The organism is Comamonas sp. Z3, from assembly GCF_008121565.1.
Taxonomy (GTDB): Bacteria; Pseudomonadota; Gammaproteobacteria; order Burkholderiales; family Burkholderiaceae_C; genus Comamonas; species Comamonas brasiliensis.
Window position 1 is genome coordinate 667,755 of record NZ_VOQU01000001.1, and the last position, 15,119, is coordinate 682,873.

Annotated in this window: 11 protein-coding genes, 3 tRNA genes and 2 pseudogenes; 6 read left to right on the plus strand and 10 right to left on the minus strand. The window is 59.8% G+C overall.

Translation table 11 applies throughout. The annotated features are described in order from the left end of the window. Positions 1-58: 58 nt before the first annotated feature. The 3 genes from FSY59_RS03215 to FSY59_RS03225 form a co-directional block, all read right to left on the minus strand. Positions 59-1,027 (minus strand): alpha/beta fold hydrolase, encoded by a 969-nt coding sequence (locus FSY59_RS03215; protein WP_148728447.1) that lies wholly within the window; start codon positions 1,025-1,027, stop codon positions 59-61. Positions 1,028-1,054: 27 nt separating this feature from the next. Beyond that, positions 1,055-1,843: an SDR family oxidoreductase gene (locus FSY59_RS03220; RefSeq protein WP_003056551.1), complete on the minus strand. Its 789-nt coding sequence runs from the start codon at positions 1,841-1,843 to the stop codon at positions 1,055-1,057. Between the two features lie 107 nt (positions 1,844-1,950). After that, complete coding sequence (locus FSY59_RS03225) at positions 1,951-3,033, minus strand: alkene reductase (protein WP_003056548.1); 1,083 nt, start codon at positions 3,031-3,033, stop codon at positions 1,951-1,953. 132 nt (positions 3,034-3,165) lie between these two features. On the opposite strand from FSY59_RS03225, the gene FSY59_RS03230 reads away from it, so the two are divergent. Then, positions 3,166-3,789: a TetR/AcrR family transcriptional regulator gene (locus FSY59_RS03230; RefSeq protein ID WP_148728448.1), complete on the plus strand. Its 624-nt coding sequence runs from the start codon at positions 3,166-3,168 to the stop codon at positions 3,787-3,789. 10 nt (positions 3,790-3,799) lie between these two features. Here the strand turns inward: FSY59_RS03230 and FSY59_RS03235 are convergent, their stop codons facing one another. Both FSY59_RS03235 and FSY59_RS03240 read right to left on the minus strand, forming a co-directional pair. After that, on the minus strand, positions 3,800-4,138 hold the full coding sequence (locus tag FSY59_RS03235; RefSeq protein WP_255439129.1) for a hypothetical protein: 339 nt from the start codon (positions 4,136-4,138) through the stop codon (positions 3,800-3,802). Positions 4,139-4,170: 32 nt separating this feature from the next. Continuing rightward, a pseudogene (locus tag FSY59_RS03240) lies at positions 4,171-4,983 on the minus strand (IS5 family transposase). Positions 4,984-5,322: 339 nt separating this feature from the next. Between FSY59_RS03240 and FSY59_RS03245 the strand changes: the two are divergent. The 4 genes and pseudogenes from FSY59_RS03245 to FSY59_RS03260 all read left to right on the plus strand — a co-directional run. Beyond that, a complete protein-coding gene (locus FSY59_RS03245; RefSeq protein WP_003056538.1) occupies positions 5,323-7,221 on the plus strand; it encodes a SurA N-terminal domain-containing protein in 1,899 nt (632 codons plus the stop codon). A gap of 65 nt (positions 7,222-7,286) precedes the next feature. Continuing rightward, positions 7,287-7,362 (plus strand) — tRNA-His (locus FSY59_RS03250). Between the two features lie 140 nt (positions 7,363-7,502). Then, positions 7,503-7,578, plus strand: a tRNA-His gene (locus FSY59_RS03255). 305 nt (positions 7,579-7,883) lie between these two features. Continuing rightward, positions 7,884-8,758, plus strand: a pseudogene (locus FSY59_RS03260) (methyl-accepting chemotaxis protein); the annotation flags it as partial. Positions 8,759-9,227: 469 nt separating this feature from the next. On the opposite strand, the gene FSY59_RS03265 reads toward FSY59_RS03260, so the two are convergent. Then, positions 9,228-9,304 (minus strand) — tRNA-Pro (locus FSY59_RS03265). Positions 9,305-9,375: 71 nt separating this feature from the next. Continuing rightward, complete coding sequence (gene infA / locus FSY59_RS03270; RefSeq protein WP_003056533.1) at positions 9,376-9,633, minus strand: translation initiation factor IF-1; 258 nt, start codon at positions 9,631-9,633, stop codon at positions 9,376-9,378. A 411-nt stretch (positions 9,634-10,044) separates the two neighbouring features. Here infA and asd point away from each other — a divergent pair, with 411 nt between their 5' ends. Beyond that, positions 10,045-10,908: an archaetidylserine decarboxylase gene (asd, locus tag FSY59_RS03275; protein WP_019043497.1), complete on the plus strand. Its 864-nt coding sequence runs from the start codon at positions 10,045-10,047 to the stop codon at positions 10,906-10,908. Between the two features lie 64 nt (positions 10,909-10,972). Here the strand turns inward: asd and FSY59_RS03280 are convergent, their stop codons facing one another. The 3 genes from FSY59_RS03280 to map all read right to left on the minus strand — a co-directional run bounded on the left by FSY59_RS03280 (position 10,973) and on the right by map (position 14,953). Next, positions 10,973-11,233 (minus strand): hypothetical protein, encoded by a 261-nt coding sequence (locus FSY59_RS03280; protein ID WP_003056528.1) that lies wholly within the window; start codon positions 11,231-11,233, stop codon positions 10,973-10,975. 74 nt (positions 11,234-11,307) lie between these two features. After that, positions 11,308-13,950, minus strand: coding sequence for a [protein-PII] uridylyltransferase (locus tag FSY59_RS03285; RefSeq protein WP_003056526.1), 2,643 nt, complete (start codon positions 13,948-13,950; stop codon positions 11,308-11,310). Positions 13,951-14,140: 190 nt separating this feature from the next. Next, positions 14,141-14,953, minus strand: a complete 813-nt coding sequence (map, locus tag FSY59_RS03290) for a type I methionyl aminopeptidase (RefSeq protein WP_003056520.1) — start codon at positions 14,951-14,953, stop codon at positions 14,141-14,143. Positions 14,954-15,119: the final 166 nt, after the last annotated feature.

Genomic DNA, 15,119 nt, shown 5'->3' on the forward strand with positions numbered 1-15,119 from the left:
TGTCGCCCCATAGTCAGCCCCTGCTTTGTTGTGTCGCTCCGGAGCCGTTGTTCAGCTATTACTGTGACTGTGCGAGGAAGGCAAGAGCCTTGGACACAAAGTCCTCGTGATACTGGAATACACCACCGTGACCCGCATCGGGATAAATGACCAGCTCACTGTTGCGCAGGCGTTTGGCCAAGTCGTAGGTGTTGCTGGTGGGTACCATCCGGTCGTGATCACCGTTTGCCACAAGCACTGGCTGCTTGATCACCGACAGGTCGACTGCTGGTTTTTCGCCCCAAGCCTTGAGCGCCTGCAGCTGCGCCATATACGCGCCAAAGCTGATAGCCCTGTCGCGATTCTCTGAGCGCTCCTGCAATCGTTGAAGGAAGGCCTTGCCAGCCGCAATGCCGTTCGGCGTGCGTGTGAAGAACAGGAACTGCTTGGGGTCTTGGCCGCTGAAGATCGCACGCAAGAGGTCATAGTTCGCAACGCCTGCCACCGAACTGATGCCTGGGCCACCTGCAGGACCTGTGCCCGCCAGAATCAGCTTGCGCACCAGCTGTGGCTGCTTGAGGACGATCTCCTGGGCGATCATCCCGCCCATGGAGAAGCCCAAAAGATCGACCTGTTGAAACCCCTTGGCCTTGATAAAGGTAGTAGCGTCATCGGCCATCTGCTCAATCGAGTTGGCAGCTGACCCCGTGGATGCGCCTACCCCCCGATTGTCGAACGCGATGACGTGATGCTTTGCGGCAAGGCCGTCTACGACACGGGGGTCCCAGTTGTCCAGGACCGCAGCTAGATGCACGAGGAGTATTACAGGCGTTCCGCCGTTCTCCCGGCCCAGCTCGCGGTAGGCGTAGTCCACGTCGTCCGCGGAAACCACTTGGGTCGGAACATTCTTCCACTGCGTTGCAGGAGTGCCGTTGCTCTTGATCTCCATATTGCTTGATGTGGCCAAATCTGCGGCCGATGCGTATGGCAGAAACAGCGTTGCAAGCGCTGCGAGCCAGTACGCTCGCACTTTGGACTCGTAGAACATATCGTCTCCGTTAGATGGTCAAAACGCTCAGGCCTGCGGCAGGTAGCGCTCAGCGGCATGCGCTTGACGGATTTCGGACATCAGTCCTTGTCGCGCCTGCTCCAGCTCGTCCCAACGCTCTGCGACATGTAGGGGCGGAATCGTCACCAGCTCCTTGCGATCAAAGCCTACGAGTGCAGCATCAACCAGTTCGTTGACATCCATCACCTCTGGCAGAGAGTTGATATCCATGCCAGCGCGGCTCCAAATTTCCGTGCGGGTTGCAGCAGGCAGTACGGCTTGCACATAGATTCCCTTGGACCCTAGTTCCAAATTCAGGCCTTGTGAGAGAAACAGTACAAATGCCTTGGTCGCACCATAAATAGTCATGCCTAGCTCGGGAGCAAAGCCAACAACCGAGCCGATGTTGACGATGGAGCCCTTGCCTTCCTGAGCAAAGCGCGCAGCGACTGCTGCAGCGAGGCGCGTGGGCGCCGTGGTGTTGAGCATTACCAGACGGTCAATGCTCTGCGCGTTCTGTTGGATGAAGGCTCCGGACTGGCCCATGCCAGCGTTGTTGATCAGAATCCCGATCGACGTGTCTTCGCGCAGACGAGACTCGATCTCAGCCAGGTCTTCCTGCTGTGTAAGGTCGGCTTGAATCACGTCTATGGTGACCTTGGTCTCTTCGCGCAAGCGGGAGGCTAGGAGGTCCATGCGAGCTTTATCGCGGGCAACCATGACGAGGTTGTGGCCACGGCGGGCAAAGCGTTCAGCGTAGGTGGCCCCGATCCCGGAAGATGCACCGGTGATCAAGGCTGTAGGCAGATTAGTCATAGTTTTATATTCAGAAGTGGTTTGGAAAGATCAAGGGGTAGACGCGCGGTCCGGTGGTCTGTTGTCCATCGAGGAACAGAGCGGTCTCCTGTTGGAGGCACTGGTGATCAGGCAGCGAGCGGGGGATAGTCGGTGTAGCCTGCGGCGCCACCGCCGTAGAGCGTGGCCATATCCATTTGAGCCAGAGACGCATCGGCCTTCAAGCGCTCGACCAAGTCTGGGTTGGCAATGAAGGCGTGACCAAAGGCGACCAAATCGAGCTTTCCTTCCTGCAGTCGAGCTTCTGCTAACTTGCGGGTGTAGCCGTTGTTGGCGATGTAGGTTTGCTTGAAGCGAGCACGCAGCGCGTCATAGTCAAAATGAGCGACATCGCGAGGCCCCCCTGTCGCGCCTTCGACGACATGCAGATAGACAATGCCAAGGGCACTGAGTTGCTCCGCGATGTAGTTGTACTGAGGCTGCGGCTCGCTGATAGAGATGCCATTGGCGGGCGAGACCGGGGAAATGCGTACGCCGGTGCGCTCAGGTCCAATTTCCTGGGCAACGGCAGCGGTCACCTCTAGCAACAGTCGTGCACGGTTTTCCACTGAGCCGCCGTATGCGTCCGCGCGTTGGTTGGCTCCATCCTTGATGAATTGCTCCAGCAGGTAGCCGTTGGCACCATGCACCTCCACGCCATCGAAGCCGGCACTCATGGCATTGGCGGCAGCTTGGCGGAAGCTCTCCACGATGCCTGGGATCTCATCTAGGCCAAGAGCGCGGGGCTCAGATACTTCCGCAAAGCCATTGTTCACGAAGGTCTTGGTTTGTGCTCGGATGGCAGAGGGGGCTACAGGCGCTGCGCCATCCGGCTGCACGGACACATGGGACACGCGACCCACATGCCACAGTTGCACAAAGATCTTTCCGCCCTTGGCGTGTACCGCTTCGGTGACCTTGCGCCATCCAGCGACCTGCTCGGCTGTGTAGAGACCGGGGGTGTCTTGGTAGCCCTGCGCCTGTGCGGAGACCTGAGTCGCTTCCGAAATGATCAAGCCAGCCGAGGCGCGCTGTGCATAGTAGGTGGCCGCAAGTTCATTAGGCACCAAGCCAGAACCGGCGCGGTTGCGGGTTAGCGGTCCCATCACAACGCGATTGGCAAGTACCAGATCACCCAAGACATAGGGTTGAAAAAGCGTCTTCTCAGTCATTTTGCATCCACAGCAATGTTCTAGAAGACTCAATGATGATGGTTGTAATCTAAAAAGTCAACACTTTAATTACGATCGTAATCAATATATAGTAGAGGCTCCGCAGGCACAGAGACACTCCACGGTAGAAAAATGAAGCTCACCAAAGCACAGGCACAGGCAAACCGAGCACATGTCGTGAAAACGGCATCAGCGCTGTTTCGCGAGCGTGGATACGATGGCGTGGGTGTGGTCGACTTGATGGCGGCAGCGGGGTTTACGCAAGGCGGCTTCTACAAGCAATTCCGCTCCAAGACGGACTTGATGGCTGAATCTGCTGCTTGCGGAATAGAGCAGACCGTAGAGTTGACGAAAGGCATTGACCTGCCGACTTTTGTGCGCAGCTATCTGTCTCGCGAGCATCGTGACAATCGGGCGGCAGGCTGCACTATGGCCGCTCTGGGCTCCGATGCAGCGCGTCAGACGCAAGAGGTCAAGACGACATTTGCTGCAGGCATCGAAAGCTTGCTGCACGCCCTTGAGAAGGAATGTCCGACCTCGGAGCGAGCAGAAAATGATGGGGCACGGGCCAGGTCCATCGACACCTTTGCGCATATCGTCGGGGCCCTGGTCATGTCAAGGGCCTGTCCCGATGATTCGCCACTTGCCGACGAAATCTTGACTGTGTGTCGGGACAAGATCCTTGGCGCGTTGGCGGAGCAAGAAGGCGTACCGCCTCCCGCAGCGGCTCACGCTACTCAATCTGATGTGGCCTGAGCTTTAACGTTCAGCGCTTTACTGCGGCCCCAAACGTCACCATCGCCATCAGCAAGCTGGTGGCGATGACAGCGCTGAATGCCAAGTAGGGCGAAAGCGGCAGTGCGGAGGTGATCGCGATGGAGATAGCAGCGCAGCCCATTTGGAGGAAGCCCAGCAAAGCAGAGGCTGCCCCAGCATTTTGGCCAAACGGCTGCAGGGTCACGGCAGTTCCCAAGGGATTGATCAGGCCCATTCCAATCAGAAACACTGTCAAGGCCGCCGAAAAGTAGTACACCTGCTCTGGGGCTACCAGCAGGGCCGCACCAGCGGCAAATGCAGTGATGATGCCTGCACGGGCAGCGCGCATTGCGCCAAAGCGATGCGCAAGCCTAGAGCGTGTTATGAACTTCCAGCTGAAACCAGCACCTGAGCAGCGGCCGGTAGCATGAGCACGGCAAAGACCAGAAAGTGCAGCCCGCTCAGCACCTTGGGCAGCCGCTCATAGTCCCGCGAGAGCCGGCGGAACCTCGCCAGCCAGCCAAAGCTGCGCTCCACCACCCAGCGTCTGGGCAACAGCACAAAGCCTTTCTTGGCCTCGGGCAGCTTCACGATCTGTAGATCCATCCCGTTGTCCTGGGCTGCTTCGCGGGCTTGCTTGCCCGTATAGCCCTGGTCTGCCCAGGCCACCTCTACCGTGTGGCCCGTGGCCTGCTGCACTTGCTTGCACAGGGTGCGTACCTGCGCCCGTTCCTGCTCGTCGGCTGGCGTGGCATGCACGGCAAGCAGATGGCCCAGGGTATCCACGGCCATCTGCACCTTGCTGCCGCGGCGGCGCTTGCAGCCGTCGTAGCCCGCCCTCGGGCCACTCTCGCAGCTGGACTGCAATGTGCGCCCATCCATCACCACGGCACTGGGCTACCCTTGGCGCCCTTGGGTCACACGGATGATGGCGCGCAAGTCTGACACCATCGCCTCAAAACCGCCCGCATCCAGCCAGCGCCGGCTTTGCTGGTAGACCGCCTCCCATGGCGGCAGGTCATTGGGCAGCAGCCGCCAAGGCGCTCCTGCACGTATCAGCCAACGCAGCGCATTGAAGACCTCGCGCAGGTCATGCTCGCGCTGCGGCGCTTGCGGGTCCATGAGCGTCAGATAAGAGGCAGCAAAGCTCCATTCTTCATCGCTGACCTCTGTTGGGTAGGATTTGCGGGGCACTGCAGCACTCTACCTCAGCTACCGCCTGCCTTGAACGCAAGTTCATGACATGCTCTAAGCCGTTTTTGCGTTTTGGCGCTGCTGCTGCCGGCAGATGACGATTGTTCAGGGTATTTCTGCGCAAGATGCACTGGCTCTACAGCGGCAATGGAAAAGCTGGCAGTTAGAATGGACAGGATTAGCCTAACCCTGTTGGTGGAGGTTGGATGGCAGTTCTGTAGAGCATCAGTGCCCTGTAGAGGCCCGGTCGGTGGCGCAAGCGGGTCGCACGGCTTTCACCATTGTTAATGAGGCGAACGCAAGTTCGCCTTTATTTTTGCTGCCGCAGAAAGATTGACCATGTTCGAATCCATCCGCAAGCATTCCAAGTTCGTGATGATCTTGTTGTTCTTGCTGATCATTCCCTCTTTCATTTTTGTCGGGGTCAACCAGAACTACTTCACCGAGTCCAGCCAGACTGTGGCTCGTGTGGATGGGCATGACATCACCCAGCAGGACTGGGACAACGCTCACCGGGCTGAAAGTGATCGCCTGCGTGCGCAGAACCCGTCCATGGATGCCAAGTTGCTCGATTCTCCGGAGGCGCGCTATGCCACGCTGGAGAAGCTGGTGCGTGATCGCGTGCTGGCGGCTGCTGCCACCAAGATGCACCTGACAACGCCCGATGCACAACTGGTGCGCACCTTGCGTGAAATTCCCGCGATTGCCTCCCTGCAAAAGCCCGATGGCTCGCTGGATGCCGAAGCCTACAAGGCTCTGGTGGGCTCGCAGGGCATGACTCCCGAAGGATTTGAAGCCAATCTGCGCCGCGAACTGGCTCTGAATCAGGTGCTGGGTGCCGTGTCCTCGACCAGCTTCACGACTGCTGCACAGCTGCAGCAGGCCATGGACGCGCTGTATCAGCGCCGCGAAATTCAGGTTGCCCGTTTTGATGCCAGCGCCTTCGCGGGCAAGGTGCAGCCCACGGAAGCCGAACTCAAGGCTTTCTATGAATCGCACACCAGCCAGTTCAAGCAGCCAGAGGCCGCCACCGTGGAATATGTGCAACTGGACCTGGCGACGGTAGAGAAGAGCATTGTTCTGAGCGAAGACGATCTGCGCACCTATTACAAGGAAAATGCGGCCCGTCTTGCCGGCCCAGAAGAGCGTCGCGCCAGCCACATCCTGATCAATGCGGCCAAGGATCTTCCCGCCGCAGAGCGTGAAAAGGCCAAGGCCAAGGCAGAGCAGCTGCTGGCCCAGGTGCGCAAGGATCCCAAGAGCTTTGCCCAGGTGGCCAAGGCCAATTCGCAGGACCCAGGCTCTGCTGCCAATGGTGGTGATCTGGGCTACTTCGGCCGCGATGCCATGGTCAAGCCCTTTGAAGAAGCCGTTTTCAAGATGAAGCAGGGCGACATCAGCGATGTGGTCGAGTCCGACTTTGGCTTTCACATCATCGAGCTGACCGGCATCAAGCAGCCCAAGGTGCCCACGTTCGAGGAAATGCGCCCCAAGCTGGAAGCAGACCTCAAGCAACAGCAGGCCCAGCGCAAGTTTGCGGAGGTGGCCGAGGCCTTCTCCAACGCTGTCTACGAGCAGTCTGAAAGCCTGCAGCCGGTGGCCGAGAAGTTCAAGCTGAGCATTCAAAAGGCCGAGAACGTGACGCGCGAGCCTGCCCCCGGTGCGCAAGGTCCTCTGGCCAGCAAGCGTTTCCTGGAGGCACTGTTCTCCGCTGACTCTCTGGAAAACAAGCGCAATACCGATGCGGTGGAGCTGGCTCCCAGCAATCTGGTGGCCGGCCGGGTGCTGAGCTACGCTCCTGCCCACATTCAGTCCATGGATGAGGTGGGCGCCAAGCTCAAGCAGCTCTACGTCGCACATCAATCTGCAGAGCTGGCCAAGCAAGAGGGCCAGGCCAAGATGGCCGAGTGGAAGGCCAAGCCCGGAACCGCCCAGCTGCCTGCGGCGGTCGAAGTGGGCCGCGATCAGGCCAAGGACTTGCCGCGTGAAGTGCTGGATGCGGCACTGCGTGCTCCCACCAACGCCCTGCCTGCATGGGAAGGTGTCGATCTTGGCAATGCCGGTTATGCCGTGATCAAGGTCAATCGCATTGCCCAGCGTCCTGCGCAAGATGCCCAGGTTCTGGAGCAGCAGAAGGCGCAGTTCACGCAGTGGGCTTCCATGGCCGAAGTCATGGCCTACTATGATCAGCTGAAGAAGATCTTCAAGGTCCAGATCAAGGTGCCGCGTCCTCAGTAAGGCATTTAAATCAGGCGCAAGTTCATTTGCTGCCTGATTTATGCATTACAATAGATGCTTCTACGGTGGCTGTAGCTCAGTTGGTAGAGTCCAGGATTGTGATTCCTGTTGTCGTGGGTTCGAGTCCCATCAGCCACCCCAGATTTGAAAAAACGCTCTGCAGCGCAGAGCGTTTTTATTTGATGAGAGGCATATGCCTTGAAATCATTGCTAGTTCAGCGTTTGATGCTCACAAATTTGATTTGAGGCTCAAAATCTGAAGTACAATAGAGACTTCTACGGTGGCTGTAGCTCAGTTGGTAGAGTCCAGGATTGTGATTCCTGTTGTCGTGGGTTCGAGTCCCATCAGCCACCCCAGTTTAAAAAATGCCTCACAGGTTTTCTTGTGAGGCATTTTTGTTTTTGGGCCCGGTATGAGCGCGGAGAGTGCTGGCTGGCTTGAAGCACCATTTCCGCCGCCCTCCATGGAGGCCTGCTTCTCAAGTCCTGCAATCGCAATCGCAATCGCGCCAGACTGTCCGTACTGATTTGTTTGAATGCATGCCATGCCATGCCATGCCGTGGCGGGAAGCTGTCTCCGGGGTCGCCGCAGATCGCTTGGTTCCGTGTAAACCACAGGCATTGGCATCAATGCAGTGCCGAATGCAGACTCTCTCGTGTGCATCACGCAAGCCGTGGCTGTGGCTGATCGCGTGGCTGCGGGCGATCTAAGCAGCGATATCGCTGTGAACTCCAAGGACGAGATGTGGCAGTTGCTGGGCACGCTCAAGCGCATGCAGCAAAGCCTGGTCAAGACGCGGTGATCGTCGTGCGTAACAATGCCCAGGGCGTGGCATCGGCAAGCGCCCAGATCGCTGCCGGAAATCACGATCTGTCGGATCGCCCCGAAGAGCAGGCCGGTGCGCTGGAGGAAACGGCAGCGTCCATGGAGCAATTGAGCTCGACGGTCAAACAGAACGCAGACAATGCGCGCCAGGCCAACCAGGTGGCGGTGAGCGCATCCGCCGTGGTAGCCCAAGGCGGCGAGGCAGTCGTCGAAGTGGGGAGCATCAATGAAAGCAGCCGCAGGATGGCAGATATCATCGATGGCATTGCCTTCCAGGCCAATATCCTGGTCTTGAGTGCGGTAGTGGAGGCTGCTCGTGCAGGCGAGCAAGGCCGTGGCTTTGCCGTGGTGGCGAGCGAAGTCAGAGCGCTGGCGGGGCGCTCGGCCGAAGCGGCCAAGGAAATCAAGGCCTTGATTACGAGCAGCGTGGAGCATGTGGAGCACAGTGCGCACCTGGTGGACAAGGTAGGTAGCACGATGACCGAAGTGGTGGCGGCCATCCGCTGCGTGACCGATATCATGGGCGAGATCAGTGCAGCCGGCCCCGAGCAGAGCTCGGGTGTGTCGCAGATCGGTGAGGCCGTTACGCCGATGGACCAGACCACGCGACAGAACGCAGCACTGGTGGTGGAAATGGCTGCGGCCGCCGGCAGTCTGAGCAATCAGGTGCAGTCCTTGCCGTATTCAAATTGTCTGATCTTGAGTCAATGACCCAGCTTCAGGTCGCAAGCAGGGTGCCGGCGACGCAGGCGGGCGGCAGGGTGTCTTCGAGGATGCCCGGACCTGCGGAGAAGCCTGCACCCCAGGCGACTGCTGTCACTGCTTTGCGCTGCCCCGGCAGCCTCGCTGGAACCCAGCAAAGCAAGCGGCGGCTGCAATGGAGGGGTGTGACTGGGAAGCCTTCTGAGGCGCAGCGGCGCTGGCTGCGATGGCTGGCCGGGGTGATCGGCCGCTGATCGACGCAGGCCTGCCGCTGGGGGCAATCTGCTTGTGGTCTCGGGATTGTCCTGCCGAGCCCTTGCCCGAGGCGCTGACATGCGTGCGCACGGGTGTGGATGTGCCCATGCAGCGAATATCTTCATACCGCTGAATCCGGGGGGGGGCAGGAGATTGTGTGTTTCGATTCGGAGCCGGAAAGACAAAAGGCCTTGGATTTTTCAATCCAAGGCCTTGTATCGTTTGGTCGGAGCGGCGGGATTCGAACTCGCGACCCTCTGCTCCCAAAGCAGATGCGCTACCAGGCTGCGCTACGCTCCGAAGCCTCTATTCTAACTACAAAAAAATGCTCTTTTTTTGAAAGTGTCGAATTTTTGATGGCGAGGCGCCATTTATTTGGAGCGAGGTGTGGTGGGAGCCGGGCCGCGGTTGGCCAGGTGGCGGAAGGTGATGCGGCCCTTGGTCAGGTCATAGGGCGACATTTCCAGCGACACCTTGTCGCCGGCCAGAATGCGGATGTGGTGCTTGCGCATCTTGCCGCCGGTGTAGGCAATCAGTTGGTGACCGTTGTCCAGCGTGACGCGAAAACGCGAGTCAGGCAGGACTTCCGTCACGGAGCCTTGCATTTCAATCAGTTCTTCCTTGGCCATTTGTTCAATCTCTCAGAAAAGGTCAGTTGCGGCGCTTGCTCGTCATCACCACGGAAAAGGCCTGAGCAGTACAAGTGCTCAGGCCTCAGTGTGGCAAGGGCGCTGCGCTGTTTGCGCAGACCGAACAAAAGGCCGATATCCAATCAAGCCATGCTGTGAAACAGCATTCAGCTAAACATTGGAATTGTAGCGTCTCGCCTTCGCTGATGCCCTGATAAAGGGGTAAAGCGTCGCAGCGATGAGACGGCTGCATGGGTCTTTGTCATGATGCCTGCATCATTGAGATGCAGCGCCCGGGCAGTGGCCTGGATGGGGGAAAACGTCTGTAGCCCTCAAAGACAGCCGCCGCTGCCGTGGTCTTGGCTAGAATCCTGTTCGACAGCTCTATAACTTTGATAGCAAAATTCCATTGTGTCTGATCGACTTGCCGTACTTTCCCAATATTTCTTGCCCAAGCAGGCGCTGACCGCGCTGATGGGAAAACTGGCGCAAGCCGAGGCCGGCGGCTTGACGACGGCGGTCATTCGTCGCTTTATCCAGCGCTACCAGGTGAACATGGCCGAAGCGGCCAATCCCGACCCCGCTGCCTACAAGACCTTCAATGCGTTTTTCACACGTGCACTCAAGGACGGTGTTCGTCCTCTGGCGCAGGCGGACTGGATTTGCCCGGTAGATGGTGCCATCAGCCAGTTCGGCAGGATCGAAGGCGAGCAGATCTTTCAAGCCAAGGGGCATCAATACAGTGCGACTGCCCTGGTGGGAGGGGATGCGACCCTGGCGCGCCAGTTTGACAACGGCAGCTTTGCCACGATCTATCTGAGTCCGCGCGACTATCACCGCATTCATATGCCTTGTGCCGGCAAGCTGCGCAGCATGACCTATGTGCCAGGGGATCTGTTCTCGGTGAACCCGGTGACTGCCCGTGGCGTACCCGGCCTGTTTGCGCGCAACGAGCGCGTGGTCTGCGTGTTCGATACCGATCATGGGCCCTTCGTGCTGGTGCTGGTGGGCGCGACGATCGTGGGCAGCATGGCCACGGTGTGGCATGGCCTGATCAATCCTCCGCGTCCAGGCCATATCAAGACCTGGAATTACGAAGGTGCCGAAGCGGTGACGCTGGCCAGCGGCGAGGAGATGGGCCGCTTTCAGCTTGGCTCCACGGTGGTCATGCTGTTTCCGCAAGCGGCAGGCCTGCAGTTCAATCCGCAGTGGCAGCCGGCGGCGCCGGTGCAGCTGGGCCAGGTCATGGCCAATGCGCAGGCCAAGCTGGGCTGACAGCCGGGTTCCATAGAAAAAGCCGCTGATGCCATGAGCTCAGCGGCTTTCTTGCTTTGACGGGTCAAAGAAACCAGGTCAGCGGTTCGGGCCGGCGTTCGGTGGTGAACACCGTGGGGGCAAGGCTCAGGCGATCCGGCTTGACCGGGTCGTCGTGACCTCGGAGGTAGACCATCAGTTCGCGTCTGCGCAAGATGACATGGCTGACGATTTCGCGTCGGCCATTCTGAGTGACCTCGGTGCCGGGCCGAAACAACGGCATATGAAACAGGCCACTGCGTGTGGTGGGCGGCGATGCCGCAACTTCATTGGAGGCGAGCTGCATGGGCTTTCCGTAGTAGTGGTGACTGCTTATCGGCAGCGAATCATCAAACTAAAGCCCGAATTGCCGGGCCTGGTTCAACCGGGCTGGGCCAGGGCCTTGAGCAGCTCGGTCTCCATGCGCAACTGGCTGCTGTTGTCCTGCAGTTCAGGGCCTTCGATGAGGAAGGTGTCTTCCACGCGCTCGCCCAGGGTGCTGATCTTGGCCAGATGCACGCTGATATGGTGTTGGGCCAGGATGCGGGCAATGATGTAGAGCAGGCCGGCGCGGTCTGACGCGGAGATGGACAGCAGCCAGTGCTGGGCTTTTTCATCGGGGCGCAGGATGACGCGCGGAGCGAATGGAAAGCTCTTGACGCGGCGCGACAGCCGTCTTTGCGACGGCGTGGGCAGCGGGCCGCCCTGCAGCAGTGTCTGGGTCAGATCGCTTTCCACCATGTGCATGAGCTCGCGGTACTGCTCCTGCATGGTGGGGGCGATGACCTGGAAGGTGTCCAGTGCGTAATCGTTGTTGGCCGTGTGCACGCGCGCATCGAGGATGGAAAATCCGGCCCGGTCGAAGTAGCTGCAGATGCGGGCAAACAGATCGGGCTGGTCGGGTGCATAGACCAGCACTTGCAGGCCTTCGCCGGCCAGCGACCGCCGGGCGCGCACCACAGGCTTGCCCAGGCCCACATGGCGTGAGAGATGGCGGGTATGCCAGGCGATGTCGGCCGCCTCGTGGCGCATGAAGTAGCTCACATCCAGCGTCTCCCAGAGTTTCTTGTGGGACTCGAAGGGTTGGGCGGACAGGGCCAGCTGCACCAGCGCCTCACGCTTGCGGGCTTCGATCTCGGCGGCGGCATCCGGGGCGCGGCCACCCAGCACGCGCAGGGTCAGGCGGTAGGTGTCTTCCAGCAGCTTGCCTTTCCAGGCGCTCCAGACCTTGGGGCTGGTGCCGCGAATGTCGGCCACCGTCAGCAGGTACAAGGCGGTGAGCTTGCGCTCGTTGCCGACGCGTTCGGCAAAGGCGCGAATCACATCGGGGTCGGACAGATCCTGCTTCTGGGCCACCTGGCTCATGGTCAGGTGCTCGCGCACCAGAAACTCGACCAGCTCCGCATCGGCCTTGTCGATCTGGTGGGCACGGCAAAAACGCTTGACTTCGACGGCACCGATCACGGAGTGATCGCCGCCACGGCCTTTGCCGATGTCGTGGAAGATAGCGGCCAGATACAGAATCCAGGGCTTGTCCCAGCCTGCGGCAAGCTGGGAGCAGAACGGATACTCATGGGCATGCTCGGCCATGAAGAAGCGTCGCACATTGCGCAGCACCATCAGGATATGCTGGTCCACGGTGTAGACGTGGAACAGATCATGCTGCATCTGTCCCACGATGCGTCGGAAGGGCCAGAGATAGCGGCCCAGTACCGAGGTCTGATTCATCAACCGGATGGCGTGGGTGATACCGCGCGGCTGCTGCAGGATTTTCATGAAGGTGGCGCGATTGACCGGGTCGCGACGGAAAGCACTGTCCATCACATCGCGGCTGGCATACAGCGCTCTCAGGGTGCGCGTCGACAGACCCGTCAATCCTTCATGTTGCTCGTACATGAGAAAGGTTTCGAGAATGGCATGCGGATCGCGCTCGTACAGATCGTCGCTGACCACTTCGATGGTGCCGGCCTTCTCGCAAAACCGATCATTGAGCGGAATCAGTTCGTGTGAGCCGGGGTTCAGGCGCTCCTCGATGCTCATGCGCACGATCTGGCACAGCTGGGTCACCGCCTTGGCGGCCCAGTAATAGTGGCGCATCAGGGTCTCGCCAGCGCGCATGGCCAGCTTGCGCCCCTCCGGCGTGGTGGAGCGATAGCCGAAGGCTTCGGCCACGGCGGTCTGCAGGTCAAAGACCAGCCGGTCCTCATGGCGACCGGCGGTGGCGTGCAGGCGGGCACGGATCAGGCTGAGCAGGGATTCGTTGGATTCGAGCTGCTGGACCTCGAAATGGGTGATCAGGTCTTGCTCGGCCAGCTCATGCCAGCTGTTGCCGAAGCCTGCGGCCTTGGCCAGCCAGAGCATGGTGTGCAGATCGCGCAGCCCGCCGGGCGATTCCTTGCAGTTGGGCTCCAGCGAATAGGGCGTGAAGTCGTATTTGGCGTGGCGCTGGCGCATTTCCAGCAGCTTGCCTTCGACAAAAGCCTTGGGATCAAGTTGCGCGCGAAACGCCTGCTCGAAGTCGGCAAACAAGGCCTTGCTGCCGGTGATGCGGCGTGACTCCAGCATGGCGGTCTGTACCGTCAGGTCCTGCGCGGCCTCCTGCAGGCATTCGGCAATGCTGCGCACGCTGGAGCCGATTTCCAGGCCGACATCCCAGCAACTGCTGATGAACTGCTCGATGCTGGCCGCCAGTTCCGCAGCCGGCTGTGCACTGCTTTGGGGCAGCAGCACCAGCACATCGATGTCCGAGTAGGGAAAGAGCTGGGCTCGCCCATACCCCCCCACGGCCAGCAGCGCCGCGCCTTGCGGCATCTGCGCACGCTGCCAGAGGGTGCGCAGAAGACCGTCGGCGAGTTCACTGAAATGGTGCAGCACTCCGCGCACGCTGCGTCTGCCCAGCGTAGGGTTGCGCAGCAAGTCCATCTGCCGGGCCTTGGCCTCGCGGTATTGCTCGCGTAGGCCCTGTAGCGAGGAGAGGTCGGAGACGTCGGCAGAGTTGGCGTAGGAGTGGGCAGAGGAGGTCATGCGCAGTAGAAAAAAGCGTTTCAACAGGGCAAGTGCTTGAGCGTCACCTTAACCCAACTGACTTGGGCTTGAGGCCTGTGATGGCAAAAAGATGAGCGCATGGCGCTTGCAGCACAAGGTCTACAAGCAAAAAATATGCCGCATCCAGCATTGGCCGGATGCGGCATGCAGGTCAGCGGCAGCAGCGCGCTCAGGTGCGGATGGCCGTGATGAAGTCGGGCGGGGTGGGCGAGCCATCGGACCAGGTCAGCACGTCATAGCCGGTCTTGGTGACGGCCAGCATCAACTCCCATTGGGCAGTCAGGCTGCGGTCCTTGGTGACGACGGTCCAGCCGTCGGGCATGGCCTTGATGTCGCGCTTGCCCAGATTCAGCATGGGCTCGATGGTGAAGACCATGCCTTCTTCCAGCACCACGCCTTCGCCGGGGCGGCCATAGTGCAGCACCTGGGGCTCGTCGTGGAACACCTTGCCGATGCCGTGGCCGCAGTACTCACGCACCACGGACAGGTTGTTGCTCTCCGCGTAGGTCTGGATGGCGTGGCCGATATCGCCCAACGTGGCACCGGGCCTGACCTGGGCGATGCCCTTCCACATGGCTTCGAACGTGAGCCTGGACAGGCGCTTGGCGGCAATCGTGCCTTCGCCAATGATGAACATGCGGCTGTTGTCGCCGAACCAGCCGTCTTCGGTGATGATGGTCACGTCGACATTGACGATGTCGCCCTTCTTCAAAGGCTTGTCGTTGGGGATGCCGTGGCACACCACATGGTTGACAGAGGTGCAGACATAGGCCGGGTAGGGCGTCATGCCCGGGGGCTGATAGCCCAGGCAGGCCGTCTTGGTGCCTTGCTCGGCCATGCGCTTGGCACACAGATCGTCGATCTGCTGGGTGGTGATGCCGGGCTTGATGTGGGGGGTGATGTAGTCCAGCACATCCGAAGCAAAGCGGCCTGCAACGCGCATGCGCTCGATGTCTTCGGGAGTCTTCAGTGTGATGCTCATGGCCGCAATTATCCCATTGCGCGCTTGAACATGCAGGGCTTGTGGGTGTGAGCATTCGGACTAACCCCGAGGCACGGTAAAATCCGAGGCTCACCGAATTCAGCGCTTTGGCCCGGTCCTCTCAGGCAGAGGATTGGCCAGGACGCTTTTCAACAGCCTTCACATA

What these genes read in the sequence shown, in the direction of transcription:
- FSY59_RS03215 (WP_148728447.1), bottom strand. Translation starts at nt 1,027, where the DNA reads ATGTTCTACGAGTCCAAAGTGCGAGCGTACTGGCTCGCAGCGCTTGCA.
- FSY59_RS03220 (WP_003056551.1), bottom strand. Translation starts at nt 1,843, where the DNA reads ATGACTAATCTGCCTACAGCCTTGATCACCGGTGCATCTTCCGGGATC.
- FSY59_RS03225 (WP_003056548.1), bottom strand. Translation starts at nt 3,033, where the DNA reads ATGACTGAGAAGACGCTTTTTCAACCCTATGTCTTGGGTGATCTGGTA.
- FSY59_RS03230 (WP_148728448.1), top strand. Translation starts at nt 3,166, where the DNA reads ATGAAGCTCACCAAAGCACAGGCACAGGCAAACCGAGCACATGTCGTG.
- FSY59_RS03235 (WP_255439129.1), bottom strand. Translation starts at nt 4,138, where the DNA reads ATGCGCGCTGCCCGTGCAGGCATCATCACTGCATTTGCCGCTGGTGCG.
- FSY59_RS03245 (WP_003056538.1), top strand. Translation starts at nt 5,323, where the DNA reads ATGTTCGAATCCATCCGCAAGCATTCCAAGTTCGTGATGATCTTGTTG.
- infA (WP_003056533.1), bottom strand. Translation starts at nt 9,633, where the DNA reads ATGGCCAAGGAAGAACTGATTGAAATGCAAGGCTCCGTGACGGAAGTC.
- FSY59_RS03280 (WP_003056528.1), bottom strand. Translation starts at nt 11,233, where the DNA reads ATGCAGCTCGCCTCCAATGAAGTTGCGGCATCGCCGCCCACCACACGC.
- FSY59_RS03285 (WP_003056526.1), bottom strand. Translation starts at nt 13,950, where the DNA reads ATGACCTCCTCTGCCCACTCCTACGCCAACTCTGCCGACGTCTCCGAC.
- map (WP_003056520.1), bottom strand. Translation starts at nt 14,953, where the DNA reads ATGAGCATCACACTGAAGACTCCCGAAGACATCGAGCGCATGCGCGTT.